This window comes from Pseudomonas sp. AD21, from assembly GCF_002878485.1.
Lineage (GTDB): Bacteria > Pseudomonadota > Gammaproteobacteria > Pseudomonadales > Pseudomonadaceae > Aquipseudomonas.
Genome location: NZ_NQYG01000009.1, coordinates 139,602 through 161,051, shown reverse-complemented (window position 1 = coordinate 161,051; position 21,450 = coordinate 139,602). Strand labels below are relative to the sequence as shown.

The following is a 21,450-nucleotide window of genomic DNA, read 5'->3' as shown; positions in this document are numbered from 1 at the left end:
GATCGCGCAGAGCAGACTATAAGAACTACTGGGCAATATCGTGTTCGTACCGGATGTGCGAACGCATAGAAGTCGGTTTTGCTTATTTAAGGGATGCTCATGCTCGCAAGTCGGCACGTGGTACTGCGCGGTGGCGCCAAATGGCTGCTGGTCGCTGGCGTATTCAGCTATTCGACCTGGTCGATGGCTCTGGGTCTGGGGGACATCACTGTTCACTCAGGCCTCAATCAGCCGCTCAAGGCCGACATCGCGCTGGTCGATGCCAGTGGCCTCAGTGCCAGCGACCTCTCGGTCAGTCTGGCCACGGCGGAGGAATTCGGCCGGGCCGGGGTCGAGCGGGTGTTCTTCCTCAATGACCTGCGGTTCACCCCGATCCTGCATGGCAATCGCCAGATGATCCGGGTGACCTCGCGCAAACCGGTCAAAGAACCTTTCCTTAATTTTCTGCTGCAGCTCAATCAGCCCAATGGCCGTTTGCTGCGCGAGTACACGCTGCTGATCGATCCGCCGGGTTCTCCGAGCATCGTGCCGGCCACGGATGAACCCGCCCCACGCCCGCAATCCTCTGAATTCCCTACCGTCGACCCCGCCACGGCGGCGCCTCAGGCTGCCCAGGGCAAACGCGACGTTGCCCCTTCAGCGTCGGTGCCACCTGCGGCGGCTGCACCGGCCAACGCGGCGCTGACCGAGCAACTGGCGGCCAACGTGCTGCAGAACCAGCAGCTGCAAAAGACCGTCGACGAACTGAACGCGAAACTGCAGGCGCAGGATGCGCAGATTGCCGATGGCAAAAAGCAGGTCAGTGATCTGCAAACGCGGTTGACCGAGCTGCAAAAGCCACCGGCACCGGTCATATCACCAACGGCACCCGAGCCTGCGCCCGCACCGCCGCAAGCCGAAGACGACGGCCTGAACTGGCCGCTGCTCGGCGGTTTGCTGCTGTTGCTGGGCGTGTTGGGGGGCGGGCTATTCGTGCGCCGTCGCCGTCAATTGGCCCAGGATGTTGCGCCGCTGGCGATTGTCCCGGCAGGCCATGAACCGGATCTGGATGAGACCCCCACCACAGCTTCCACCAGCATCAAAGCAACCACCGAGCATCGTGAAGAGCCGGCGGCGGGCGACGTGCTGGAAGCGGTGGGGATTTACCTGGCCTACGGACGCCTGAACGAGGCTGCCGGGATGCTACGCAATGCCTTGGACAAGGAGCCGAAGCGCATCGATCTGGGGCTGCAATTGCTCGAAGTGCTGGGGCGCCAGGGTGACAGCGCGGCCTATGAGCAACAGGAAACCCAGTTGCGCGGGGCAGGAGTCGATCCGCAGCAACTGGAGGCTATCCGTGCACGTCATCCAAAGCTCAACAGTGCTGCGCCAATGGCACCGGTAGTGCCTGTCGTCGTTGCCGCACCGGTGGCTGCGGCACAACCGGCGCCAGAGGATGATTTCGAATTGAACCTGGGCGAGTTGTCGATGGCGTCCAGCTGGGATCTGGAGGATGGCCGTGCGGCAGCCGATCGGCCGTCAGCAGCCGTCTCCGTGTCGGGTTCGCGCCTTGAGATGTTGCCGACGGACTTTGAATTGCCTGAAGCCGCAGTGAACCATGAGACGGAGCTGGAATGGATCCCCGAGCCAGACGCGCAGCCGCTGGATGACGATTTTCTCAATGAGTTTGGCGATCCGCAGCCATCACTGGGGCTGGAGCCGCTGGCGTGGCAGGAACCGGAACCAGCCGCTGGATCAGTGAAACTCGAACAGGCGCAGACCTGCATTGATGACGGGGATATCGACAGCGCGATTGCGTTGCTCAATGAGTTGCTCAAGGAAGGGGACGAGCCGCTCAAACAGACCGCGCGGACGTTATTGGCGGGGATTCGCTGATGGTTGAGTTACCGGGATTGTTGGGTGACTGAACAATCGCCTTCGCGAGCAAGCCCGCTCCCACAGGTTTTTGTGTCGATCAGAGATATTGTGAACACCTCCGAAACTGTGGGAGCGGGCTTGCTCGCGAAGGCGGCCTGCCAGGCAACATCAATCCTCCTGAGTGCTTAGAACGTCTGCCCCAGATTCAGATAAACCGCCTGCTCGTTCGCATCATTCAAGCCATACGTGAAATTCAACGGCCCCAGCGGCGTATCGAAACCGATGAACACGCTGGCGGCATTGATATAGCCGCTGTCGAATTCATTGTTGTTGTTCCATGCCCGGCCCCGTTCCAGCGAGGCGCCGGCGTACAGCGGGAAGTCCAGCGGCAGGTACGAACGCGGCGTCAGTCGACGGTAATACACGGCGCGCATCAGGCTGATGTTCTGCCCGGAGATCGAGTCCTCACGGAACCCCGACAACTGCCGCGCGCCGCCGAGCAGGAAGCTTGAGGTCACCACGTTGGCATCGTCCAGCGTGCGGGCATAGCGCCCGCCGAGAATCAGCGTGTCCGGGCCATGGCTCATGGCTTTGTCGAGTTTGAATTCCCACTGGCGATAGCGCGTGTCCGAACCCAGGCTCGGTTCGAATTGCTGCAGGGTCAGGCTGACGTCCTTGCCTTCGTGGGGGAAGTAGACGTTGTCCAGCGAGTCGAATGAGTACTTCAGCGAATAGAAACCTTCCTTGAAGTTTTCGCTCGGCAGATCCTGATCGCCGATCCGCACATCCGCTTTGCCCCAGGCTTCACCGACGCCGAAGCGGATTTCGCCGTTGTTGCCGATCTGTCGGCCAAAGTTGAGGCCGAATCCGTAGCGTTCGACGCGGTATTGGGCGATCGGGTCGTTGTCGAGCACGGCATCGACGTTCTGCGCTTCAAACGCTGCATAAGGCGCGACGAAATAGCGCGAGCCGACGTCCAGCGGCTGATAGAACTCGGTGTAGAGCTCCTGTTTGTCGCCGATCTGCGCCCGGGTCAGCCATTCGGCGCCGAGGCGGTTGATGCCGTTGATGCGGTAACTGGCGCCGAGGTTGAAGGCGCTGTCACCGCGCATGTCGTCCGACAGGTTCAGGCCAACCCGCAGGTAATCGGTGCCGCTGCGTTTGCCCCGGGCACTGATCACCAGGGTGTGATCCTGGCCCTTGTGCACCACGCGGTACTGCACCTGTTCGAAGTAGTCGAGGCCGTACAGTGTGCCCATGTCCGAGTGCAGTCGGCCGAGGTCCAGCGGTTCGCCGATGGGCTGGCGGATGTAGTAGCGGATCACGTCGTCGCCGACTTTCGAGTCGTTCTCGACTTTGATTGCGGTGATGATCGGCGTGCGCTGGCCCGGGGCGCGGGCAGCATTGAGTTCGGCGTCCTGGGATTCGCGGGGTTTGAGCACTGCGAGGCGCGCGTCGAGAATCTTCGTGGCGCGGTAACCGGCGTCGATCATCTCCTGGGCCTTGCCGAAATCAGTCACGCCGAACGCCGCCAGTGCCGGCTGGATCAACACATCGGAGGGCTTGAGGGCGGCCAGCTGTTCTTCGGAGTTGCGCCGGGTCATCAGGGTGATCGACTGATTCAGCACATCGACCACGGTGGTCAGTTGCTTGCGGTTGCGCAGCGGGGTGCCGATGTCGACCACGATGGCCACGTCGACGCCCATTTCCCGGGCGACGTCGAGCGGGATGTTGTCGGTCATGCCGCCGTCCACCAGCAGTCGGCCGTCCAGCTCGACCGGAGCAAATACCGCCGGGATCGACATGCTGGCGCGGATCACTTGGGGCAGATGGCCTTTGCGGAACACCACTTTTTCGCCGTTGGCGATGTCGGTGGCGACGGCGCGGAACGGGATCGGCAGTTTGTCGAAGTCCCGGGTGTCGCTGGTGTGCGCCAGCAGGCTTTCGAGCATCAGCGCCAGGTTCTGGCCCTGAATCACCCCCAATGGAAGGCCGAGGCTGCCGTCATCGCGAAAGCTCAGTTGCTGTTTCACCAGAAAATCGCGGTCGTCCTGCTTGCGTCGAAACGGCACGTCTTCGCGTGGCGGAGCGTCGGACAGTGCCTGCTGCCAGTCGATGTTCAGCGCGAGTTTTTCCAGTTCATCGATCTTGTAGCCCGAGGCATACAGGCCGCCGACCACCGCGCCCATGCTGGTGCCGGCAATCGCATCGATCTTGATGCCTTGTTCCTCAAGGGCCTTGAGCACGCCGATGTGCGCCAGACCACGGGCGGCACCACCGGACAGCACCAGGCCGACTTTCGGGCGCGATGCCTCACTGGCGTGAACGAGCAAAGGAAGAAAGCCAAGCAACAGGCAAAACAGCAAACGGCGCATGGTGAGTCTCGGGGCAAGCGATAAAGCCGGCTATTATAGCGGCGCCCTCTGTCTCAGGAGTTTCAGCGAACATGACTGTCGCAAAAGCAGAAGTTGTCATCACCTATTGCACCCAATGCCAGTGGCTGCTGCGCGCCGCGTGGCTGGCGCAGGAACTGCTCAGCACCTTCGCTGACGACCTCGGCAAAGTGTCACTGGTGCCAGGCACCGGCGGGGGATTTCACATCACCTGCGCCGGTGTGCAGATCTGGGAACGCAAGGCCGACGGCGGTTTTCCCGAGGCCAAGGTGTTGAAGCAGCGGGTTCGCGATCAGATTGATCCTGACCGCGATCTCGGTCACAACGACCGCACTCAGTGAGACGCAGCCTCGGCGGCGACGGTTTTCTTGTCGGCATGGCCGGACATCCGCGCTGACACGACGATGGCAACAATGATCAACGCACCGCCGATCAACATCTTCGACGTCGGGTTTTCATTGAACAACAGCCAGGCGACGGTGATGCCGTAGACCGGCTCCAGCGCAAACACTACTGCCGCCGTACGCGCCTTGATCACCGCCAGACTTGCCACAAACAGGCTGTGCGCGACGCCGGTACAGAACACCCCGAGCAGCGCAATCCACAGCCAGTCGAGTGCGCGCACTTCGCTCAGCTGCGGTGCTGCAACTGGGAGTAGACACAGCGCCACCACGACGTTTTGGCACAGCGCCGCTTGCACCGCCGGAATACGCCCGGAGCTGGCGCGGTTGGTCAGTGACAACAGCGAGAACAGCAGTCCTGACAGCACCGACCAAAGCAAGCCGATGGTCGCGCCGCTGCCCAGGTCGAAGGCCGGGGTCACCAGAATCAGGCCGATGCTGACCAGCACCACCAGCACAATTTCATTGGCACGGATGCGTTCTCGGAAGATCAGCCCTTCGAGAATCACCGTGAAGGCCGGGAAACTGGCGAAGCCCAATGTTGCGATGGCGACACCGGCGATCTTCACCGACAGGAAGAAACTCACCCAGTGCCCGGCCAGCAATACGCCGCTGAGGGCCAGGCGCCGCCAATCCACGGCCTGAAGTTTCTGCCAGCCGTGCTGACTGGCAAAACGGGCGAAAAATGCCAAGGCGAGCACGGCGAAAGCAGCGCGACCGAAGACGATCACGGCGGGGGACGCAGCAGCGAGTTTGCCGAACACACCGGTCAGGCCAAACATCAAAGCACCGATATGCAGAGCGCCGAGGGCGGTACGCGGAGTCATCGAAATCCTTCTATCTCAAACACAATTCTTGATCGTTCCCACGCTCTGCGTGGTAACGCCTCTGGGGACGCTCTGCGTCCAGTGACGCGGAGCGTCACGGGCTGCATTCCCACGCGGAGCGTGGGAACGATCAGCAGCGGACACATAATGAGCCGGGGAAGGTCGAAAGTCTGTCGGCGGACTATCGTCGTTTGTCGCAGGAGTCGCGACGAAGCTGGCCGGGTGATGCGCCGAACTCGCGCAGCACGGCGGCCGAGAAGGCACTCTGCGAGCTGTAGCCGACGCGACTGGCAATCTCGCCAATCGGCAGTGCGGTGTCGCGCAGCATTTGCACCGCAAGATGCAGACGTCGGCTGCGGATGTAATCCATCGGCGTCTGCCCGCATTCGGCCATGAAGCGTGCATGCAGGCGCGCGCTTGAGAGCCCGGCAACCCGCGCCAGATCGGCAACCTGCAGCGGATAAGCGGCGTTTTGCTCGATGTGCGCATCCAGCGCCGCATAGGGCAGGCGTCGGGCCGCCAGCTCGGCCGGCCGCGCCTGATTGAGGCTGGCCAGGAGCAACACTGAACCTTGCTGCGCGATCAACGGATCGCTGACCGGACTGTTCGCCAGCCAACTGACCAACTGACTCTGCCCGGAATCCAGCGACAGGCGCGCGGGCTGATCAAGCAAGCGGCGGCTGGCGTCGGCATGATCGCCCAGCGAGTCGACCAGCCATTGCCCGTCAGGAATATCCATCACCAGACAGCGGCTGCCATCGGGACTGCCGCAGGCATGATGAGCGCCGGAAGGGATCACCACGAAGCTCTGCTGACGAACCTGGCTGCCACAACCCTCGACCTCGAAATCCAACGCACCGGACAGCCCGAACACCAGTTGCGCGTGGTCGTGGCTGTGGACGATCAAGTCGTGGGTGTACTGACGCAGGGTGAGGATCGGTCGCATGGCAGGGTCGTCTCCGAAGTGATCGCCAGTCTACACCGACCCACGCCGGATGCGTTGTCACACGACTGACTCACGCTTGTCATGGTCGATTAACCGGACAAGCGCAGAGTGGCGAAAACATCGCAGAGGGTTGCCCATGACCAGCGCCGAGCTCGCCAGACCCAGCCGTAAACAACGGGTGCGTACCCTGTGGATTTCCGACGTGCATTTGGGCACGCGTGATTGCCAGGCCGAGCACTTGTCGCAATTTCTCAAGGGCTACCACGCCGACAAGATCTACCTGGTCGGTGACATCATCGACGGCTGGAAGCTGCGCGGCGGCATGTATTGGCCGCAGGCGCACACCAACGTGATCCGCCGCCTGCTGACCATGAGCAAACGCGGCACCGAGGTGATCTACGTCACCGGCAACCACGACGAGTTTTTGCGTCGTTATTCGAAGCTGATCCTGGGCAACATTCAGTTGGTTGACGAGGCGGTGCACGTCACGGCGGATGGTCGGCACCTGCTGGTGATTCACGGCGATCAGTTCGATGTGATCACCCGTTATCACCGCTGGCTGGCCTTTCTCGGCGACTCGGCCTACGAGTTCACCCTGACCCTCAATCGCTGGCTCAACCACTGGCGGGCCCGGTATGGCTACGGTTACTGGTCGCTGTCGGCGTACCTCAAGCACAAGGTCAAGACCGCGGTGAGTTTCATCAGCGACTTCGAAGAAGCCATTGCCCACGAGTGCGTCAAACGCGAGTTGCACGGCGTGGTCTGCGGGCACATTCACCATGCCGAGATCCGCAAGGTCGGCGAGGTGGACTATCTCAATTGCGGCGATTGGGTGGAGTCTTGCACGGCGTTGATCGAGCACTGGGACGGCACGATCGAGTTGTATCGTCTGGCGGATGCGCAGGCGCGGGAGGCAGAACTCAAGGCTGCCAAAGTGGCAGAGATCGCCTAGACACCAGAGATCCCCTGTGGGAGGGGGCTTGCTCCCGAAGGCGGTGTATCAGTCATTACATGTTTATCTGACACACCGTCTTCGGGAGCGAGCCCCCTCCCACATTTTTGAATGGTGGCAGTCATCAAGCCGGGTTGTGTTCTTCCATCGCCGCCTTGTAGATCGAATGTCTGGGCTGCGCAAACAGCCGCGCCATCATCGGCTCGAAGAAGCTCAGCGGCAGGGTGTCATACGCCGGGTCGAACGCCGCCGCATCGTACTTGGCGCAGAACTGCGCCGTGGCCTGATACTGCGGATGCGCGGCGAATTGCTCGCGCAGGTGCCGATCCATGCCCAGGTGATGGAAGAAGTAGTAGCCCTGAAAGATGCCGTGTTTCTCGACCATCCACAGGTTCTCGGCACTGACGAACGGCTTGAGTATCGCTGCAGCGATGTCCGGATGGTTGTAGGAACCGAGGGTGTCACCGATGTCATGCAGCAGCGCGCACACCACGTATTCCTCATCACGTCCATCGCGATAGGCGCGGGTCGCGGTTTGCAGCGAGTGGGTCAGGCGATCCACCGGGAAGCCGCCGAAATCGCCTTCGAGCAATTTCAGGTGCGCGACGATCCGGGACGGCAGTTGCCGGGCGTAGGCGCTGAAATCTGCAGCGATGATCGCCCAGTCTTCCTGCGTGCCGTCCTTCATGTGGGTGAAGCGGGCATTGGCGCTCATCGGCAAGCCTCCTGGTGTGTCGGGTTTCAGAACGCCACGCGGCCGAGGATCATGTCGCGGTACATGACGAAGTCGCCGAGCAGGCTGTACAGCGGGTGCTGGAAGGTTGCCGGGCGGTTTTTCTCGAAGAAAAAGTGCCCGACCCAGGCGAAGCTGTAACCGGCCAGCGGCAAGGCGAGTAACAACAGCCAGGCGCCTTTGGCGATGGTCATGGCCAGAATGAATATCACCAGCGTAGTGCCGATGAAATGCAATCGCCGGCAGGTACTGTTGCTGTGCTCGCTGAGGTAATACGGGTAGAACTCAGCGAAGCTATTGAACTGCTTGATGTTTTCCACGACCGCGATCTCTGTGGTTATTGTTCTGACGGCAAGTTGTTCGGCGGGTAGCTTATTTGAGTCTAGAGTGAACAGAGTCATCAGCCAGTGACAATGGGCGCCACTTTAGTATCCTTCGCAAATCGGGTCGTAGCATGCGATCCATCATGTAAAAGAATAACGCCATGAGCGAACGAACGACTTCTGCAAGCTGGGCGATGGGGATTGTCAAAGCATTGGAGATGGACGGCCTGGATTGCCGGGTACTGTTCAAGCAACTGGGGCTCGATTACGCGGCCCTGGATGATCCGGATGCGCGCTTCCCGCAAGATTCCATGACCCGACTCTGGCAACGGGCGGTCGAGCTGTCCGGCAACCCGGCGATCGGCCTGAACATGGGCAAGGTGGTGCGACCGGCCTCGTTCCATGTCGCCGGCTACGCCTTGATGTCGAGCAACACCCTGGCCGAAGGCTTTCAGCGCCTGGTGCGTTATCAGCGGATCATCGCCGAAAGCGCCGACTTGAGTTTTCGTCTGATTGAAGAAGGTTATGCGCTGATTCTGACGGTGCATGGCGATCACCTGCCGCCGACCCGACAGAGCGCCGAAGCCTCGCTGGCCTGTGCGCTGGGCCTGTGCGGCTGGCTCACCGGGCGCACGCTGCACCCGGTCAAAGTGTTGTTTCAGGGCGACGAGCCCGATGACCTGCAACCCTACAAACAAGCCTTCCATGCGCCGCTGATGTTCAACGCGCCGTACGATGCGTTGATCTTCGAACGCACCGACATGGAGGCACCGCTGCCCACCGCCAACGAAGCCATGGCGCTGCTGCACGACCGGTTTGCCGGGGAATACCTGGCGCGGTTTTCCGAAAGCCGCGTGACCCACAAGGCACGGCAGGTGCTGTGTCGTTTATTGCCCCAGGGTGAACCCAAGCGCGATACGGTGGCGCAGACCCTGCATCTGTCGCAGCGCACCCTGCAGCGGCGATTGCAGGAGGAGGGCACGAGTTTTCAGCAGTTGCTCGATGACACCCGCCGTGAACTGGCCGAGCAGTACCTGGCGCAGCCAAGCATGACCCTGCTGGAGATTGCCTATCTGTTGGGGTTTGCCGATCCGAGCAACTTCTTCCGCGCCTTCCGCCGCTGGTTCGACACCACGCCCGGCGATTACCGGGCGCGGCTGTTGCAGACGCCGATCAGTGACGCCAAAAGGCCGGAATACACAGCACAAACACCGTAATGATCTCCAGTCGGCCGAGCAGCATGCCGAACGACAGGATCCACTTGGCTGCATCCGGCAGGGTGGCGAAGTTGCCCGCCGGGCCGATGGTCTCGCCCAGGCCCGGGCCGACACCGGAGACGGTGCTGGCGGCGCCGGTCAGTGCAGTCATCCAGTCGACGCCGAGCAGCGACAGCAGCAGGGCGATCACGCAGATGGTGATGGCGAAGAAGAACGAAAAGGTCAGAATCGAGCGCACGATTTCTTCGTCGAGACGGTGGCCGTTGTACTTCTGTTTGATCACTGCACGCGGGTGAATCAACTGGTTAAGGTTGGCCTTGAGCAGGATGTAGGCGACCTGGAATCGGAAGATCTTGATCCCGCCCGCGGTCGAGCCGGAGCAGCCGCCGACAAAGCCCAGATAGAAAAACAGCATCAGCGAGAAGTTGCCCCACAGGCTGTAGTCGCCGAGGGCAAAACCGGTGGTGGTGACCACCGACGTGACGTTCAGCGCCACATGCCGCAATGCATCCAGCCAATGCAGGTTGGTGGTCCACCAGTACCAGGTGCCGAGCACCAGCCAGGTCACCAGCAACATGCCGAGCAAACCCTGCACCTGCTGATCGCGGATCAACGCCTTGCGGTTACCGCGCATGGTCGCCACATACAGGGTGAACGGCAGGCTGCCGAGGATCATGATCACCACCGCGACCCAGTGCACTGCCGGTTGCGTCCACTTCGCCAATGACTGGTCGGAGGTCGAGAATCCACCAGTGGAAATCGCCGACATCGCGTGGTTGATCGCATCGAACGGGCTCATCCCCGCCCACCAGAACGCCAGGCTGCCGAGGATGGTGATGCCGACGTAGGCCGCCACGATCAGGCGCGCCACCATGTGCGAGCGCGGCATGACCTTTTCCGAACGGTCGGACGATTCGGTCTGGAACAGGCGCATGCCACCGATGCGCAGCAACGGCAGAATCGCCACCGCCATACCGATGAAGCCGATGCCGCCGAGCCAGTGCAGCAGCGAGCGCCACATCAGGATCCCCGGCGACATGGTGTCCAGCCCGCTGAGCACGGTCGAGCCGGTGGCGGTGATGCCGGACATGCTTTCGAAGAACGAGTCGGTGTAGCTGATGTGCTGGGTCAGCAAAAACGGCAGCGCGGCGAAAATGCACACCACCAGCCAGCTGCTGACGGTCAGCAGATACATGTCGCGCGGGCGCAGATGAATGTGTTCGGGGCGACCGGGGATTACCAGGGCAAGGCCGGCGACGAAGGTGATCATGCTCGCCCAGAGGAACGACGGCAGGTCGCTGGTGCGCTCGAAAATCACCAGAGTGGCCATGGGCACGACCATGGCGACGGCCAGGGTGATCAGGAAGATGCCGATGATGAAACCAATGATCCGTAAGGTCGGCAACGCCATGAAGTCCGCTCGGGCTGAAGTGGGAAGGGCGCCATTCTACCCGTGGGGGCAGGCATGTAAACCGGCACCCGGTTGGCAGATACCGCTAGAATAGCCGCACATTTTTCTCAGGAGGTGGCCGATGCAGGCTCTCGACGCGTTGCTCAACCGTGTTTCCGTTCCACGACTGGTCGAACCGGCCCCCACCGTGCAGCAGCGCGAAGCCTTGTTCGGTGCAGCTCTGCGTGCGCCGGATCACGGCCACCTGCAGCCGTATCGTTTCCTGACTGTCGAAGGTGCGGCACGCGAGCAAATGGGCGAGTTGCTCGCCGAAGCAGCGCAGATGCAGGACGGCGAAGTCACCGAAGCGATGATCGACAAGGCGCGTAACGGCCCGCTGCGGGCGCCGCTGGTGGTCGTGGTGATCGCGAAACTGCAGGAACATGTCAAGTATCCGAAGGCCGAGCAATTGCTGGCGGCTGGCTGTGCAGCGCACGGGATTTTGCTGGCGGCGTATGCGCAGGGGATTGGTGCGGTGTGGCGCACCGGTGATCTGGCGTATTCGGCGCACGTGGCCAAGGGGCTGGGCCTGGCTGAAGGCGAACAAGTGATTGCCTTCCTGTACCTCGGCACGCCGCAGAAAGAGCCACGAGTGGCGGAGAAGGTTGATCTGGCCGAGTTCGTCAGCGCCTGGCCGTCCAAGGCCTGACACACCACTGATCAAATGTAGGAGTGAGCCTGCTCGCGATAGCGGTGTATCAGTCAATGAATTTTTGTCTGATCCACCGCTATCGCGAGCAGGCTCACTCCTACTGTTTTGATCAGGGTTGAACCACCGCTCCCGGCACCAACGGCAACTCCAGACTGGCAACAAACCCGCCCTCAGGGTGATTGGCCAGCACCAGACTCCCGCCGTGGCGCTCCGCCGCGCGCTTGGCAATCGCCAACCCCAGACCATGTCCTGCCGCCGTCTGCCCCGGCGCCCGATAGAACGGTTCACCCAGCTGGCTCAGATGCTCATCCTGCACGCCCGGCCCGTGGTCGCGGACGCTCACCACAATCCGTTCGCCCTGATGCGCTGCGTGCATTTCGATCGCCTGCCCCTCGGGGTTGAAGCGTTGGGCGTTACGCAGCAGGTTATCGACGGCGCGCTCGATCATGGTCGGCCAGCCGGTCAGGTTCAGGTGCGGCTCGGCGATCAGGCGCACGGTCTGTTCTGGCGAGCCGAGTTGCGCGTCTTTCTGCAACGTGCCGAGTAATGAGTTCAAATCCACGGCTTCGGCGCTGGCGTTGTCGGCATCGACTCGCGCCAGCACCAGAATTTCGCTGATCAACGCTTCCAGCCGATCGCACTCGCGGGTCAGGCGCGGCCAGAGTTTTTCCCGCTCTTCAGGGCTGGCGCGCTCCGCCAGCGCCAAGGCGATGCGCAGCCGTGCCAGCGGTGAGCGCAGTTCGTGGGAGACGTCGCGCAGCAACTGACGCTGGCTGCCGATCAAACTTTGCAGGCGTGCGCCCATGCGGTTGAAGTCAGTGGCGAGCACGCCGAACTCGTCGCGGCGGTTGGCCAGTTTCGCCAGGCTGTTCTGCTGATAGGTGGTTTGCCCCAGATCATGCACCGCGCCGCGCAAACGGCTGAGCGGGCGGGTGATGGAGAGGGTCACCAGCAGGCTGAACAGGGTCAGCACCACCAACGCGATGCCCAGCGCACTCAGTGGCCAGAGCAGGCTTTCGCGGTGCCAGGCGTCGAGTTCCGGGTGCGGGATGCGGAAGATGAACAGGTAGGTATCGCCGGTTGTTTCGCTGGTGAACTCGTCGGTCAGGCGCCGCCATGGCAGGCGTCGGTCATCGTTGTTTTGCCGGGCTTCGAATGCTGCGGCGCGGCGCGGGAAGGTGCCGCGCACCACCGGGTCGCCGCTCTCGTTCAGTACCTGGACGTCGATGTGGTATTGGCGCTTGCGCTGTTGAAGAATTTCCTGCGCAGCGTCTTCGCCTTGGGCTTCGTAGGTTTGCGTCCATTCGGCGGCCAGGGTGTTGAGGCCCGGATGGCGGCTGAGGATCCACGCGTCCTGGTTGAGCATGTGCCCGAGCAGAATGGACAGGCCGGCAACCAGTGCAATGGCCAGCCAGAAGCTCGCGAGAATACGCCAGAACAATGAACGCACAGAAAATCCTCAATCAAACAAAAACTCAACAATGTGGGAGCGAGCAAGCCCGCTCCCACATTTGGATTGAGTGGCAACAGGCCCGACGGGATTAACCGTCGGATCCGGGTCAGAACATTATTGCGTTTTTTGCGGCTGTTGCGCTTTCCACGCCTTGAACTCGGCCCATTCGGCGCGGCGTTCAGCCTGTTTCTTCTGGATCTCGTCGAATTTCTTCTGTTGATCCGGTTTCAGCAGGTTGCGCACGTCGGCTTCGGCTTTCTTGTGGTTGGCCGCCATCTCGTCCTTCATGGCTTTCTGGTCAGCCGGCGAGAGTTTTTCCAGGTACTTCTCGACCACCTGACGACGCTCGTGCATCTGCTCGCCCATGATCTTGCGGATCTGATCGCGCTGTTCGCGGGACAGGTCGAGTTGGCTGTACGGGCCTTTGCCGTGCTCGCCGTGCATCTGACCGCCGTGGCGTGCACCGTCCATCGGGCCACCCATCGGGCCGCCATCCTGTGGCATGGCCATGGCGACGGTTGGCAGAGCGGCAGCGAACATCAGAGCGATAAGAGTCTTGCGCATGGTGTATCTCCTTGTCTCGTTCCCGGTACGTTCCGGATGAGTACAGATTACGGAGATCAAGGTCAGCGGCGGTCAGCGCTGCGTAAAGCTTGGGTAAAGACGTTTTGTTCCCAACCTTACAAACACACCCCCGCAGGAGTGAGCCTGGTCGCGATAGTGGTGTATCTGGCAAGAAAGTCTCGACTGATACACTGCCATCGCGAGCAGGTTCACTCCTGCTGGGGGGGGGCAGGTTCAGAGGCTGTAGTAGTAACCACGGCTGCGCAGGGCGACGATGCGCGGGCGGCCATCGGGGTGCGGGCCGATCTTCTTGCGCAGGTTGCTGACGTGCATGTCGAGGCTGCGGTCGTACAGGGTCAGCTTGCGGCCGAGGGCCAGTTGCGCCAGTTCCTGTTTGTCCAGCGGCTCGCCGGGCTGCTTGAGCAGGGCTTCGAGCAGACGGCTTTCGGAAACGGTGAGGGTCAGTTCTTTCTCGTCGATGCTGACCACGCCGCGCACCGGGCTGAAGCTCAGGTCGCCGAGTTCGAGCTGGGTCGACACCGCGGCCGGATGACTGCGGCGCAGCACGGCGCGCAGGCGGGCGGTGAGCTCGCGTGGGTCGCAGGGCTTGGCCAGATAGTCGTCAGCGCCCAGCTCCAGACCGAGAATGCGGTCCAGTGGTTCACCACGGGCCGAGAGCATCAACACCGGCAGATCGGCGTGTTCGTTGCGCAGTTGCTTGAGCAGTTCCAGGCCGCTGCCATCGGGCAGCATCACGTCCAGCACCACCGCCGCCGGGGCCGATTCGGCCAAAGCTTTGCGGGCGCTCTGGCCATCGTGACAGGCGCGCACCTGGAAGCCTTCCTGGCTCAGCCAGCTACTCAGGAGTTCGCACAACTCCTGGTCATCATCAATCAGTAACAGCTCGCTCATGACTCACTCAATTTAGCCATTGCCGACGTTTTCGGCTTGCTCCACTGGCAAAGATACCGCAGAGCAGCGCCAATAGCGCTACTCCGGCGCCCGTGACGAACCATTGCTGCTGTTCGGTCAACAGACGCGGCAACGGGCTGGCCTGGGCTTCCTTGAGTTGCAGCTTCAGGCGCTGGTTCTCCTGGCGCAATCGGGCAAGCTGGGCGCTTTCACGGGTGTTGTCGGCATTTTGCAGTTGTTTGTTCAGTTCTTCCCGTTGCTGCTCGCTGGCCTTAAGGCGCTGCTGCAACTCGGTAATCTGGCTGCCGGCACTCAACGACAATGGCGTGGAGCTGCCGCTTTCGGTGGTTTCCTCACCATGGGCGGGCGCCATGATCGTCAACGTGACCCACATCAGACACAACGGACCTTTGCGCATTGCGATTCCTGCTAGCAAATGGATATTGGGCAGGTTGTCGGCAGGCAAACGAGAATAATGAGCGATTGAGAGCGGTTAGAACCAGGAAGGTTCAGTGCGGGCGAAGGTGATATTGCGGTTGATGATTTTTGTGGTGAGGGGATTTATCCCCGATGGCCAGCGCAGCTGTCCCAAAACCAGAGCATGCGGAGTACCAGGCATAAGGCACTGGATGGTTTTTGGGTTGCTGCGCAACCCATCGGGGATGAATCCCCTCACCACAGAAATCCCATTTAGCCTTGATTCAAGCCTTATGGCAGGACTTGCTTGAACGGCTTGACCACCACGTTGGCATACACGCCAGCGGCAATGTACGGATCGGCATCGGCCCACGCTTGCGCGGCGCTCAGCGAATCGAACTCGGCAACGATCAGGCTGCCGGTGAAACCTGCCGCGCCCGGATCATTGCTGTCGACCGCCGGGTGTGGGCCGGCCAATACGATGCGGCCTTCGCCCTTGAGCGCTTGCAGGCGTTCCAGATGCGCAGGGCGCGCGGCCAGGCGGGCTTCCAGCGAGTTGGCGACGTCGGTGGCAATGATTGCGTAGAGCATGTCAGTCCTCGGTTTTTGGTGTTGTTGTGGTATCGGCATCGTGCAGATGGCGCGACAGGTAGATGCCCTGTGCGACCAGGAATATCAGGGTCATGCCCAGGCTGCCGAACACCTTGAAGTCCACCCAGTAGCTCTGGAAGGTGAAGGCGACGAACAGGTTGGCGGCCCCGCAGAACAGGAAAAAGGCGATCCAGGCGATGTTCAGGCGGGTCCAGACCGGATCCGGCAGGGTCAGCGCGTGGCCCATGATGCGTTTGATCAGCAGGCGGTCGCCGATGAAGTGGCTACCAATGAATGCGACGGCGAACAGCCAGTTGACCACCGGGGCTTTCCACTTGAGGAAGGTTTCGCTGTGGAAAGCCAGCGTCAGGCTACCGAACACCAGACACGCGATCAGGGTCAGCCATTGGCTCTTTTCCAGCTTGCGCTGTTTGATGAAAAGCGCGCCGTACACCACCAGGGAGCTGATGATCAGCATCGCGGTGGCGCTGTAAATACCGCCTACAGTGACTTCATGGCCCGCGACATCGACCACCCGTGGATCAAGTTTGTAAACGATGAAAAACAGCAGAAGCGGGATGAAATCGATGAATTGTTTCACAGTAAGAGCCAGAAGCTGGATGTGGCGGCATAATAACAAACATATGGGCGCGCGATAGCGCCAGCTGATTTGAGGTTACAACTCACCGTGAATGTTGATTTGCACTGCCACAGCACGGCCTCCGATGGCGCCCTGGCGCCTGCGGTTCTGGTTGCGCGTGCGTTCGAAAACGGCGTGCGAGTCCTGGCGTTGACCGACCACGACACCCTTGAAGGCCTCGCCGAAGCGCGCGCGACCGCCAAAGAATTGGGCATGCAACTGGTCAACGGCGTCGAATTGTCCTGCACCTGGGGCGGCGCGACCATTCATGTGCTGGGCTACGGTTTCGACGTCAACGCCGCTCCGTTGGTCGAGGCCATCGCCAAATTGCACGATGGGCGCTGGCTGCGGTCGGAAGAAATAAGCCGCAAGCTCGCCCTCAAAGGCATGCCCGGCGCCCTCGACGGCGCGCGGAAAATTCAGCAGGAACTGGGCGACAGCGGCAACGCCCCGGCCCGTCCGCATTTCGCCGACTGGATGGTGCGTGAAGGCTTTGTAAAGGATCGCGCCGAGGCGTTCCGCAAATGGCTCGGCGCCGGCAAGCTGGGTGACGTCAAGTTGCACTGGCCAACCCTCGAAGACACCGTCGCCACGTTGCGCGCGGCCGGTGCCTGGGTCAGTCTGGCGCATCCCTGGCACTATGATTTCACCCGCAGCAAGCGCCGAAAGCTGATTGCCGACTATATTCAAGCGGGCGGGCATGCGATTGAAGTGGTCAATGGCTTTCAGCCCGCAGAACAGGTGGGCAGCCTGGCAATCCTTGCCCGTGAGTTCGGTCTGCTGGTCAGCGCCGGCAGTGACTTCCATGGCCCTGGCGGCTGGTCCGAGATCGGCCAGTACCGGCCGGTTCCCGAGGACCTTCCACCCCTGTGGTGTCGGTTCAAACATGACACAGTTATTGCCGCCGTCTGAACAGGTAGAAAATGTGAGTCAATTTTTCCAGATCCATCCGGAAAACCCGCAAGCGCGCCTGATCAAACAGGCCGTCGAGATCATCCGCAAGGGCGGTGTGGTGATTTATCCCACGGATTCTTCCTACGCGATCGGTTGCCAGATCGGCGACAAGACGGCCATCGAGCGTGTACGACGCCTGCGTCAGCTCGATGAAAAGCATAACTTCGCGTTGATCTGCAGCGACCTGTCGCAACTGGGCAACTACGCCAAGATCGACACCGGCACCTTCCGCATTCTCAAGGCCCATCTGCCGGGGCCTTACACCTTTATCCTCAACGCCACCCGCGAAGTGCCGCGCCTGCTGCTGCATGCGAAGAAGCGCACCATCGGCCTGCGGGTGCCGAGTCATCCAATCGCGCTGGCCTTGCTGGCCGAGCTCGGCGAGCCGCTGATGAGTGTGACCCTGATCATGCCGGGCGACGATGATCCGTTGAGCGATCCGTACGAAATGCGCCAATTGCTTGAGCATCAGGTGGACTTGATCATCGACGGCGGTTTCGGCGGAATCAAGGCGTCCACCGTGATCGACCTGACCGGCGACGACCCGGAAGTGATCCGCGTCGGTTGCGGCGACCCCGCGCCGTTCATGGTCGAGGCCTGAATGTCCGCAGTGGAAACCGTTGTTGATCCCCAGGCCGGCGCCCAGCAGGAACTGCCGTTTGCCATGGTCTACGGCCAGGCCGTCATGGAAATGCCGCTGGACCTGTACATCCCGCCGGATGCGCTGGAAGTGTTCCTTGACGCCTTCGAAGGCCCACTCGACCTGCTGCTGTACCTGATCCGCAAGCAGAACATCAACATCCTCGACATTCCGGTGGCGGAAATCACCCGCCAGTACATGGGCTATGTCGAGTTGATGCAGTCGGTGCGTCTGGAGCTGGCCGCCGAGTACCTGGTGATGGCCGCGATGCTCGCCGAGATCAAGTCCCGCATGCTCCTGCCCCGGGCCGAAACCGTCGAAGACGAGGAAGACGACCCGCGCGCCGAGCTGATCCGCCGCTTGCAGGAATACGAGCGCTTCAAGGCCGCCGCCGAAGGTATCGACGGCCTCAGCCGGGTCGGTCGCGACGTGGTGGTGCCCAAGCTCGACGCCCCTGAGGCAAGGGCGCGCAAGCTGTTGCCGGATGTCGCGCTGGAAGAGATTCTGATGTCCATGGCCGAGGTACTGCGCCGTGGCGACATGTTCGAGAGCCATCAGGTCAGCCGCGAGGCGCTGTCGACCCGCGAGCGCATGAGCGATGTGCTGGAACGGCTCAAGGGCGGCGGCTTTGTGCCGTTCGTCGAGCTGTTCACCGCCGAGGAAGGCCGCCTCGGCGTGGTGGTGACCTTTATGGCGATCCTTGAACTGGTCAAGGAATCCTTGGTCGAGCTGGTGCAGAATGAGCCGTTCGCCGCGATCCACGTGCGAGCCCGAGCCGAATAACGAGTCGAAACATGAACCTGACTGAACCCCGCGAGCTGGCGCCCCTGCTTGAAGCCTTTCTGTTGGCCTCGGGAAAGCCGCAATCGCTTGAACGCCTTTTCGAACTGTTCGAAGAGGGCGAACGGCCGGAACCTGCGGTCTTCAAGAAAGCCCTGAGCCTGCTGGCCAAGTCCTGCGAGGGGCGTGCGTTCGAGCTCAAGGAAGTCGCCTCCGGCTACCGCTTGCAGATCCGCGAGAAGTTTTCGCCGTGGGTCGGCCGTTTGTGGGAAGAGCGCCCACAGCGCTATTCCCGTGCGCTGCTGGAAACCATGGCGCTGATTGCCTATCGCCAGCCGATCACCCGGGGCGAGATCGAAGACGTGCGTGGCGTGGCGGTCAACACCAACATCGTCAAGACGTTGATCGAGCGTGAGTGGATCCGCATCGTCGGTTACCGCGACGTCCCGGGCAAACCGGCGATGTTCGCTACCACCAAGGCGTTTCTCGATCACTTCAACCTGAAGAACCTCGAAGACCTGCCACCGCTGGCCGAACTGCGCGAGATGGAAACCGAACCCGTGCTCGACTTCGACGACGCGCCGGTGCCCGCCGGCCTGCAAGAGTTGGCCGATGCCAGCGCCGAGCCGGAGGAGGAGAAGGAAGAGACCAGTTTCCATACGTTGTTGCTGGAACTGGACAGCATGGAGGAGGGGATCAAGACCGACTTCGATGATTTGCTGCGTGATGCGGCTGACGGCGAAGTGTCGACGCCTGAACCTGATGCCGAGATGGCCGGGCCGGCAATTGAAGTTGAAATTGAGCCTGAAGTCGAACCGGAAGAAGACGTGCTTGGCGTTGCACAAGCTCGGGAAAAACTCCTGGCTGCTGTCGCCGCCCTCGAGCAGCCGGCGCCAGAACCAGAACTGAGTGAAGAAGAGGCCGAAGCCCGCGCATTGGCCGAAGCCATCGAAGCCGAACGCCGCGAGTTCGAGGACTGAACACTATCCCCTGAACACCGCCATCCCCCCTGTAGGAGTGAGCCTGCTCGCGATAGCGGTGTATCAGTTCACATTTTCTTGCCTGACACACCGCCATCGCGAGCAGGCTCACTCCTACAAGGGATTTGTGTTTTTTCCGGAGATGTTGATGAGTTCCACCAAAGACCCCTGCATCAGCCTCTGCAAATTCACCGACGACATCTGCCTCGGCTGTGGCCGCAGCAAGCGCGAGATCCGCGCCTGGAAGAAACTCGACAACGACGACAAGCGTACCGTACTGGCCGAAGCCGCACTGCGCATGATCAAACTCGGCCGTGCCGGTCGGCGGAAAAAGAAATAACTGTCGATCGATCAGCTAGTCTCTGATGCGCGATGGCGCACATCCGCGTATGATTCGCGACCCTTCGGCGATCCCTTCGCCCGAATACCCGTTTTCAAAGCTTCAGGCGCCGCCTGAACAGACCACACCGGGAGGTGCCCAGATGAGTGACATCAATCAGAAAGACGACCAGGAAATCGGCCCAGCAGGCGAAAAACTGCAGAAAGTCCTCGCCCGTATCGGCGTCGGCTCGCGCCGTGACGTGGAGTCCTGGATCAGCCAGGGCCGGATCAAGGTCAATGGCAAAGACGCCACCCTCGGTCTGCGCGTCGACATGCATGACGCCATCACCATCGATGGCAAGGTGATCAAGCGCGAAGAGGCTGCCGAGTCGGTCCGCCGCGTGATCATGTACAACAAGCCCGATGGCGAGATCTGCACCCGTGACGACCCGGAAGGCCGTCCGACCGTGTTCGACAAGCTGCCGCGTCCGAAAGAAGGCCGCTGGATCAACATCGGTCGTCTCGACATCAACACCACCGGTCTGCTGATGTTCACCACCGACGGTGAACTGGCCAACCGCCTGATGCACCCGTCTTACGAGATGGACCGTGAGTACGCCGTGCGTGTACGCGGTGAAGTCGACGATGAAATGATCGAGCGCCTGAAGGCCGGCGTCGTGCTGGAAGACGGCCCGGCCAAGTTCACTGACATCAAGCAGGCACCGGGCGGCGAAGGCTTCAACCACTGGTATCACTGCGTGGTGATGGAAGGGCGTAACCGTGAGGTTCGTCGTCTGTGGGAATCGCAAGGTCTGGTGGTCAGCCGTCTGAAGCGCGTGCGTTTCGGTCCGGTGTTCCTCAACTCCGACCTGCCGATGGGCCGCTGGCGCGAAATGAGCCAGTACGAAGTCGACATTCTCAGTGCTGAAGTCGGCCTGACCCCAGTGGCGATGCCGCAACTGAACGCCAAGAGCAAAGACAAGCTTGAGCGTATGCAGCGCAAATCGTCGCGGCCGATGGCCAAGACCGAGCGCGTGCGCACGCTGCGTCCGGTTGCTGGCGCGCCGACTGGCCCACGCCCGAGCCGTGAGCCGCAGATCGAAGGCGAGCGCCCAGGTCGCAAGCCAGTTGCCCGTGACGGCGAGCGCGCTCCGCGTCCGGCTAACGGCCGCACTGAGCGTGGCGAACGTGGTCCCCCTGCCGGTCGCGGCACGCCAGTGGCGGATCGTCCTGCGGACACTACCAACAAGCGTCCGGCCAAGCCTGCGCCGAAGCGTCCTGGGATCAAACTGGTCGACGGTGACAAGCCGTCGGGCAAGCGCCGCGGCGCACCGGCCGGTTCCGGCCAGCGTCCGGGGTTTGGCCGCAAGAAGCCTGAGTGATCGGGTTTAGCGCCAAATGAAAAAACGCCAACCGCAGGGTTGGCGTTTTTTTTCGTCTGGCGCAC

23 protein-coding genes are annotated in these 21,450 nt (G+C 61.5%); 11 read left to right on the top strand and 12 right to left on the bottom strand.

What is annotated here, in order from left to right; genetic code table 11:
- Positions 1 to 99 precede the first annotated feature (99 nt).
- Positions 100 to 1,875, top strand: a complete 1,776-nt coding sequence (locus PseAD21_RS08540; RefSeq protein WP_102355308.1) for a FimV/HubP family polar landmark protein — start codon at positions 100 to 102, stop codon at positions 1,873 to 1,875.
- Between the two features lie 167 nt (positions 1,876 to 2,042).
- On the opposite strand, the gene PseAD21_RS08535 is transcribed toward PseAD21_RS08540, so the two are convergent.
- Complete coding sequence (locus PseAD21_RS08535; RefSeq protein WP_102355307.1) at positions 2,043 to 4,232, bottom strand: patatin-like phospholipase family protein; 2,190 nt, start codon at positions 4,230 to 4,232, stop codon at positions 2,043 to 2,045.
- 71 nt (positions 4,233 to 4,303) lie between these two features.
- Between PseAD21_RS08535 and PseAD21_RS08530 the strand changes: the two genes are divergently transcribed.
- Entirely contained in the window at positions 4,304 to 4,591 is a 288-nt protein-coding gene (locus PseAD21_RS08530; RefSeq protein ID WP_102355306.1) for a SelT/SelW/SelH family protein, read from the top strand.
- On the opposite strand, the gene PseAD21_RS08525 is transcribed toward PseAD21_RS08530, so the two are convergent.
- Both PseAD21_RS08525 and PseAD21_RS08520 read right to left on the bottom strand, forming a co-directional pair.
- Positions 4,585 to 5,478 carry a DMT family transporter gene (locus PseAD21_RS08525; RefSeq protein ID WP_102355305.1) on the bottom strand — a complete coding sequence of 298 codons (894 nt, stop codon included), beginning with the start codon at positions 5,476 to 5,478 and terminating at the stop codon, positions 4,585 to 4,587. The genes PseAD21_RS08530 and PseAD21_RS08525 overlap by 7 nt on opposite strands.
- Positions 5,479 to 5,659: 181 nt before the next feature.
- Positions 5,660 to 6,424 (bottom strand): AraC family transcriptional regulator, encoded by a 765-nt coding sequence (locus PseAD21_RS08520; RefSeq protein WP_102355304.1) that lies wholly within the window; start codon positions 6,422 to 6,424, stop codon positions 5,660 to 5,662.
- A gap of 136 nt (positions 6,425 to 6,560) precedes the next feature.
- Between PseAD21_RS08520 and PseAD21_RS08515 the strand changes: the two genes are divergently transcribed.
- Positions 6,561 to 7,376, top strand: a complete 816-nt coding sequence (locus PseAD21_RS08515) for a UDP-2,3-diacylglucosamine diphosphatase (protein ID WP_025110572.1) — start codon at positions 6,561 to 6,563, stop codon at positions 7,374 to 7,376.
- A gap of 124 nt (positions 7,377 to 7,500) precedes the next feature.
- On the opposite strand, the gene PseAD21_RS08510 is transcribed toward PseAD21_RS08515, so the two are convergent.
- The gene (locus PseAD21_RS08510; protein WP_102355303.1) at positions 7,501 to 8,091 is read right to left on the bottom strand and encodes an HD domain-containing protein; all 591 of its coding nucleotides are present in this window, start codon (positions 8,089 to 8,091) and stop codon (positions 7,501 to 7,503) included.
- Positions 8,092 to 8,117: 26 nt separating this feature from the next.
- Entirely contained in the window at positions 8,118 to 8,429 is a 312-nt protein-coding gene (locus tag PseAD21_RS08505; protein ID WP_102355302.1) for a DUF962 domain-containing protein, read from the bottom strand.
- Between the two features lie 164 nt (positions 8,430 to 8,593).
- Between PseAD21_RS08505 and PseAD21_RS08500 the strand changes: the two genes are divergently transcribed.
- Entirely contained in the window at positions 8,594 to 9,649 is a 1,056-nt protein-coding gene (locus PseAD21_RS08500; protein ID WP_218244970.1) for an AraC family transcriptional regulator, read from the top strand.
- Here the strand turns inward: PseAD21_RS08500 and PseAD21_RS08495 are convergent.
- Positions 9,606 to 11,060, bottom strand: coding sequence for a TrkH family potassium uptake protein (locus PseAD21_RS08495; RefSeq protein WP_102355300.1), 1,455 nt, complete (start codon positions 11,058 to 11,060; stop codon positions 9,606 to 9,608). The genes PseAD21_RS08500 and PseAD21_RS08495 overlap by 44 nt on opposite strands.
- A gap of 121 nt (positions 11,061 to 11,181) precedes the next feature.
- Here PseAD21_RS08495 and PseAD21_RS08490 point away from each other — a divergent pair, with 121 nt between their 5' ends.
- Entirely contained in the window at positions 11,182 to 11,748 is a 567-nt protein-coding gene (locus PseAD21_RS08490; RefSeq protein ID WP_102355299.1) for a nitroreductase family protein, read from the top strand.
- Between the two features lie 112 nt (positions 11,749 to 11,860).
- Here PseAD21_RS08490 and PseAD21_RS08480 read toward each other — a convergent pair whose 3' ends face one another.
- The 6 genes from PseAD21_RS08480 to PseAD21_RS08455 all read right to left on the bottom strand — a co-directional run bounded on the left by PseAD21_RS08480 (position 11,861) and on the right by PseAD21_RS08455 (position 16,289).
- A complete protein-coding gene (locus PseAD21_RS08480) occupies positions 11,861 to 13,201 on the bottom strand; it encodes a cell wall metabolism sensor histidine kinase WalK (RefSeq protein WP_102355298.1) in 1,341 nt (446 codons plus the stop codon).
- A gap of 117 nt (positions 13,202 to 13,318) precedes the next feature.
- Positions 13,319 to 13,768, bottom strand: a complete 450-nt coding sequence (locus PseAD21_RS08475) for an LTXXQ domain protein (protein ID WP_102355297.1) — start codon at positions 13,766 to 13,768, stop codon at positions 13,319 to 13,321.
- 234 nt (positions 13,769 to 14,002) lie between these two features.
- Positions 14,003 to 14,680: a response regulator transcription factor gene (locus tag PseAD21_RS08470; RefSeq protein ID WP_102355296.1), complete on the bottom strand. Its 678-nt coding sequence runs from the start codon at positions 14,678 to 14,680 to the stop codon at positions 14,003 to 14,005.
- 7 nt (positions 14,681 to 14,687) lie between these two features.
- Positions 14,688 to 15,098 carry a translation initiation factor 2 gene (locus PseAD21_RS08465; RefSeq protein ID WP_102355295.1) on the bottom strand — a complete coding sequence of 137 codons (411 nt, stop codon included), beginning with the start codon at positions 15,096 to 15,098 and terminating at the stop codon, positions 14,688 to 14,690.
- A 290-nt stretch (positions 15,099 to 15,388) separates the two neighbouring features.
- Positions 15,389 to 15,688 carry a YciI family protein gene (locus PseAD21_RS08460; RefSeq protein ID WP_007919677.1) on the bottom strand — a complete coding sequence of 100 codons (300 nt, stop codon included), beginning with the start codon at positions 15,686 to 15,688 and terminating at the stop codon, positions 15,389 to 15,391.
- A gap of 1 nt (position 15,689) precedes the next feature.
- A complete protein-coding gene (locus tag PseAD21_RS08455; RefSeq protein ID WP_102355294.1) occupies positions 15,690 to 16,289 on the bottom strand; it encodes a septation protein A in 600 nt (199 codons plus the stop codon).
- Positions 16,290 to 16,376: 87 nt separating this feature from the next.
- On the opposite strand from PseAD21_RS08455, the gene PseAD21_RS08450 reads away from it, so the two are divergent.
- The 6 genes from PseAD21_RS08450 to rluB all read left to right on the top strand — a co-directional run bounded on the left by PseAD21_RS08450 (position 16,377) and on the right by rluB (position 21,385).
- On the top strand, positions 16,377 to 17,240 hold the full coding sequence (locus tag PseAD21_RS08450) for a PHP domain-containing protein (RefSeq protein ID WP_102355293.1): 864 nt from the start codon (positions 16,377 to 16,379) through the stop codon (positions 17,238 to 17,240).
- Between the two features lie 13 nt (positions 17,241 to 17,253).
- A complete protein-coding gene (locus tag PseAD21_RS08445) occupies positions 17,254 to 17,883 on the top strand; it encodes an L-threonylcarbamoyladenylate synthase (protein ID WP_102355312.1) in 630 nt (209 codons plus the stop codon).
- Positions 17,884 to 18,006: 123 nt separating this feature from the next.
- Positions 18,007 to 18,705, top strand: coding sequence for a ScpA family protein (locus PseAD21_RS08440; protein WP_178082106.1), 699 nt, complete (start codon positions 18,007 to 18,009; stop codon positions 18,703 to 18,705).
- An 11-nt stretch (positions 18,706 to 18,716) separates the two neighbouring features.
- Positions 18,717 to 19,682, top strand: a complete 966-nt coding sequence (gene scpB, locus PseAD21_RS08435; RefSeq protein WP_102355291.1) for an SMC-Scp complex subunit ScpB — start codon at positions 18,717 to 18,719, stop codon at positions 19,680 to 19,682.
- A gap of 148 nt (positions 19,683 to 19,830) precedes the next feature.
- Positions 19,831 to 20,022: a DUF1289 domain-containing protein gene (locus PseAD21_RS08430; RefSeq protein ID WP_102355290.1), complete on the top strand. Its 192-nt coding sequence runs from the start codon at positions 19,831 to 19,833 to the stop codon at positions 20,020 to 20,022.
- Positions 20,023 to 20,164: 142 nt separating this feature from the next.
- On the top strand, positions 20,165 to 21,385 hold the full coding sequence (rluB, locus tag PseAD21_RS08425) for a 23S rRNA pseudouridine(2605) synthase RluB (protein ID WP_102355289.1): 1,221 nt from the start codon (positions 20,165 to 20,167) through the stop codon (positions 21,383 to 21,385).
- Positions 21,386 to 21,450 lie beyond the last annotated feature (65 nt).

Bases quoted from the DNA above. Each gene is read 5' to 3' on its own strand.
- PseAD21_RS08540 (WP_102355308.1), top strand. From the start codon at position 100: ATGCTCGCAAGTCGGCACGTGGTACTGCGCGGTGGCGCCAAATGGCTG.
- PseAD21_RS08535 (WP_102355307.1), bottom strand. From the start codon at position 4,232: ATGCGCCGTTTGCTGTTTTGCCTGTTGCTTGGCTTTCTTCCTTTGCTC.
- PseAD21_RS08530 (WP_102355306.1), top strand. From the start codon at position 4,304: ATGACTGTCGCAAAAGCAGAAGTTGTCATCACCTATTGCACCCAATGC.
- PseAD21_RS08525 (WP_102355305.1), bottom strand. From the start codon at position 5,478: ATGACTCCGCGTACCGCCCTCGGCGCTCTGCATATCGGTGCTTTGATG.
- PseAD21_RS08520 (WP_102355304.1), bottom strand. From the start codon at position 6,424: ATGCGACCGATCCTCACCCTGCGTCAGTACACCCACGACTTGATCGTC.
- PseAD21_RS08515 (WP_025110572.1), top strand. From the start codon at position 6,561: ATGACCAGCGCCGAGCTCGCCAGACCCAGCCGTAAACAACGGGTGCGT.
- PseAD21_RS08510 (WP_102355303.1), bottom strand. From the start codon at position 8,091: ATGAGCGCCAATGCCCGCTTCACCCACATGAAGGACGGCACGCAGGAA.
- PseAD21_RS08500 (WP_218244970.1), top strand. From the start codon at position 8,594: ATGAGCGAACGAACGACTTCTGCAAGCTGGGCGATGGGGATTGTCAAA.
- PseAD21_RS08495 (WP_102355300.1), bottom strand. From the start codon at position 11,060: ATGGCGTTGCCGACCTTACGGATCATTGGTTTCATCATCGGCATCTTC.
- PseAD21_RS08490 (WP_102355299.1), top strand. From the start codon at position 11,182: ATGCAGGCTCTCGACGCGTTGCTCAACCGTGTTTCCGTTCCACGACTG.
- PseAD21_RS08475 (WP_102355297.1), bottom strand. From the start codon at position 13,768: ATGCGCAAGACTCTTATCGCTCTGATGTTCGCTGCCGCTCTGCCAACC.
- PseAD21_RS08470 (WP_102355296.1), bottom strand. From the start codon at position 14,680: ATGAGCGAGCTGTTACTGATTGATGATGACCAGGAGTTGTGCGAACTC.
- PseAD21_RS08465 (WP_102355295.1), bottom strand. From the start codon at position 15,098: ATGCGCAAAGGTCCGTTGTGTCTGATGTGGGTCACGTTGACGATCATG.
- PseAD21_RS08460 (WP_007919677.1), bottom strand. From the start codon at position 15,688: ATGCTCTACGCAATCATTGCCACCGACGTCGCCAACTCGCTGGAAGCC.
- scpB (WP_102355291.1), top strand. From the start codon at position 18,717: ATGAACCTGACTGAACCCCGCGAGCTGGCGCCCCTGCTTGAAGCCTTT.
- PseAD21_RS08430 (WP_102355290.1), top strand. From the start codon at position 19,831: ATGAGTTCCACCAAAGACCCCTGCATCAGCCTCTGCAAATTCACCGAC.
- rluB (WP_102355289.1), top strand. From the start codon at position 20,165: ATGAGTGACATCAATCAGAAAGACGACCAGGAAATCGGCCCAGCAGGC.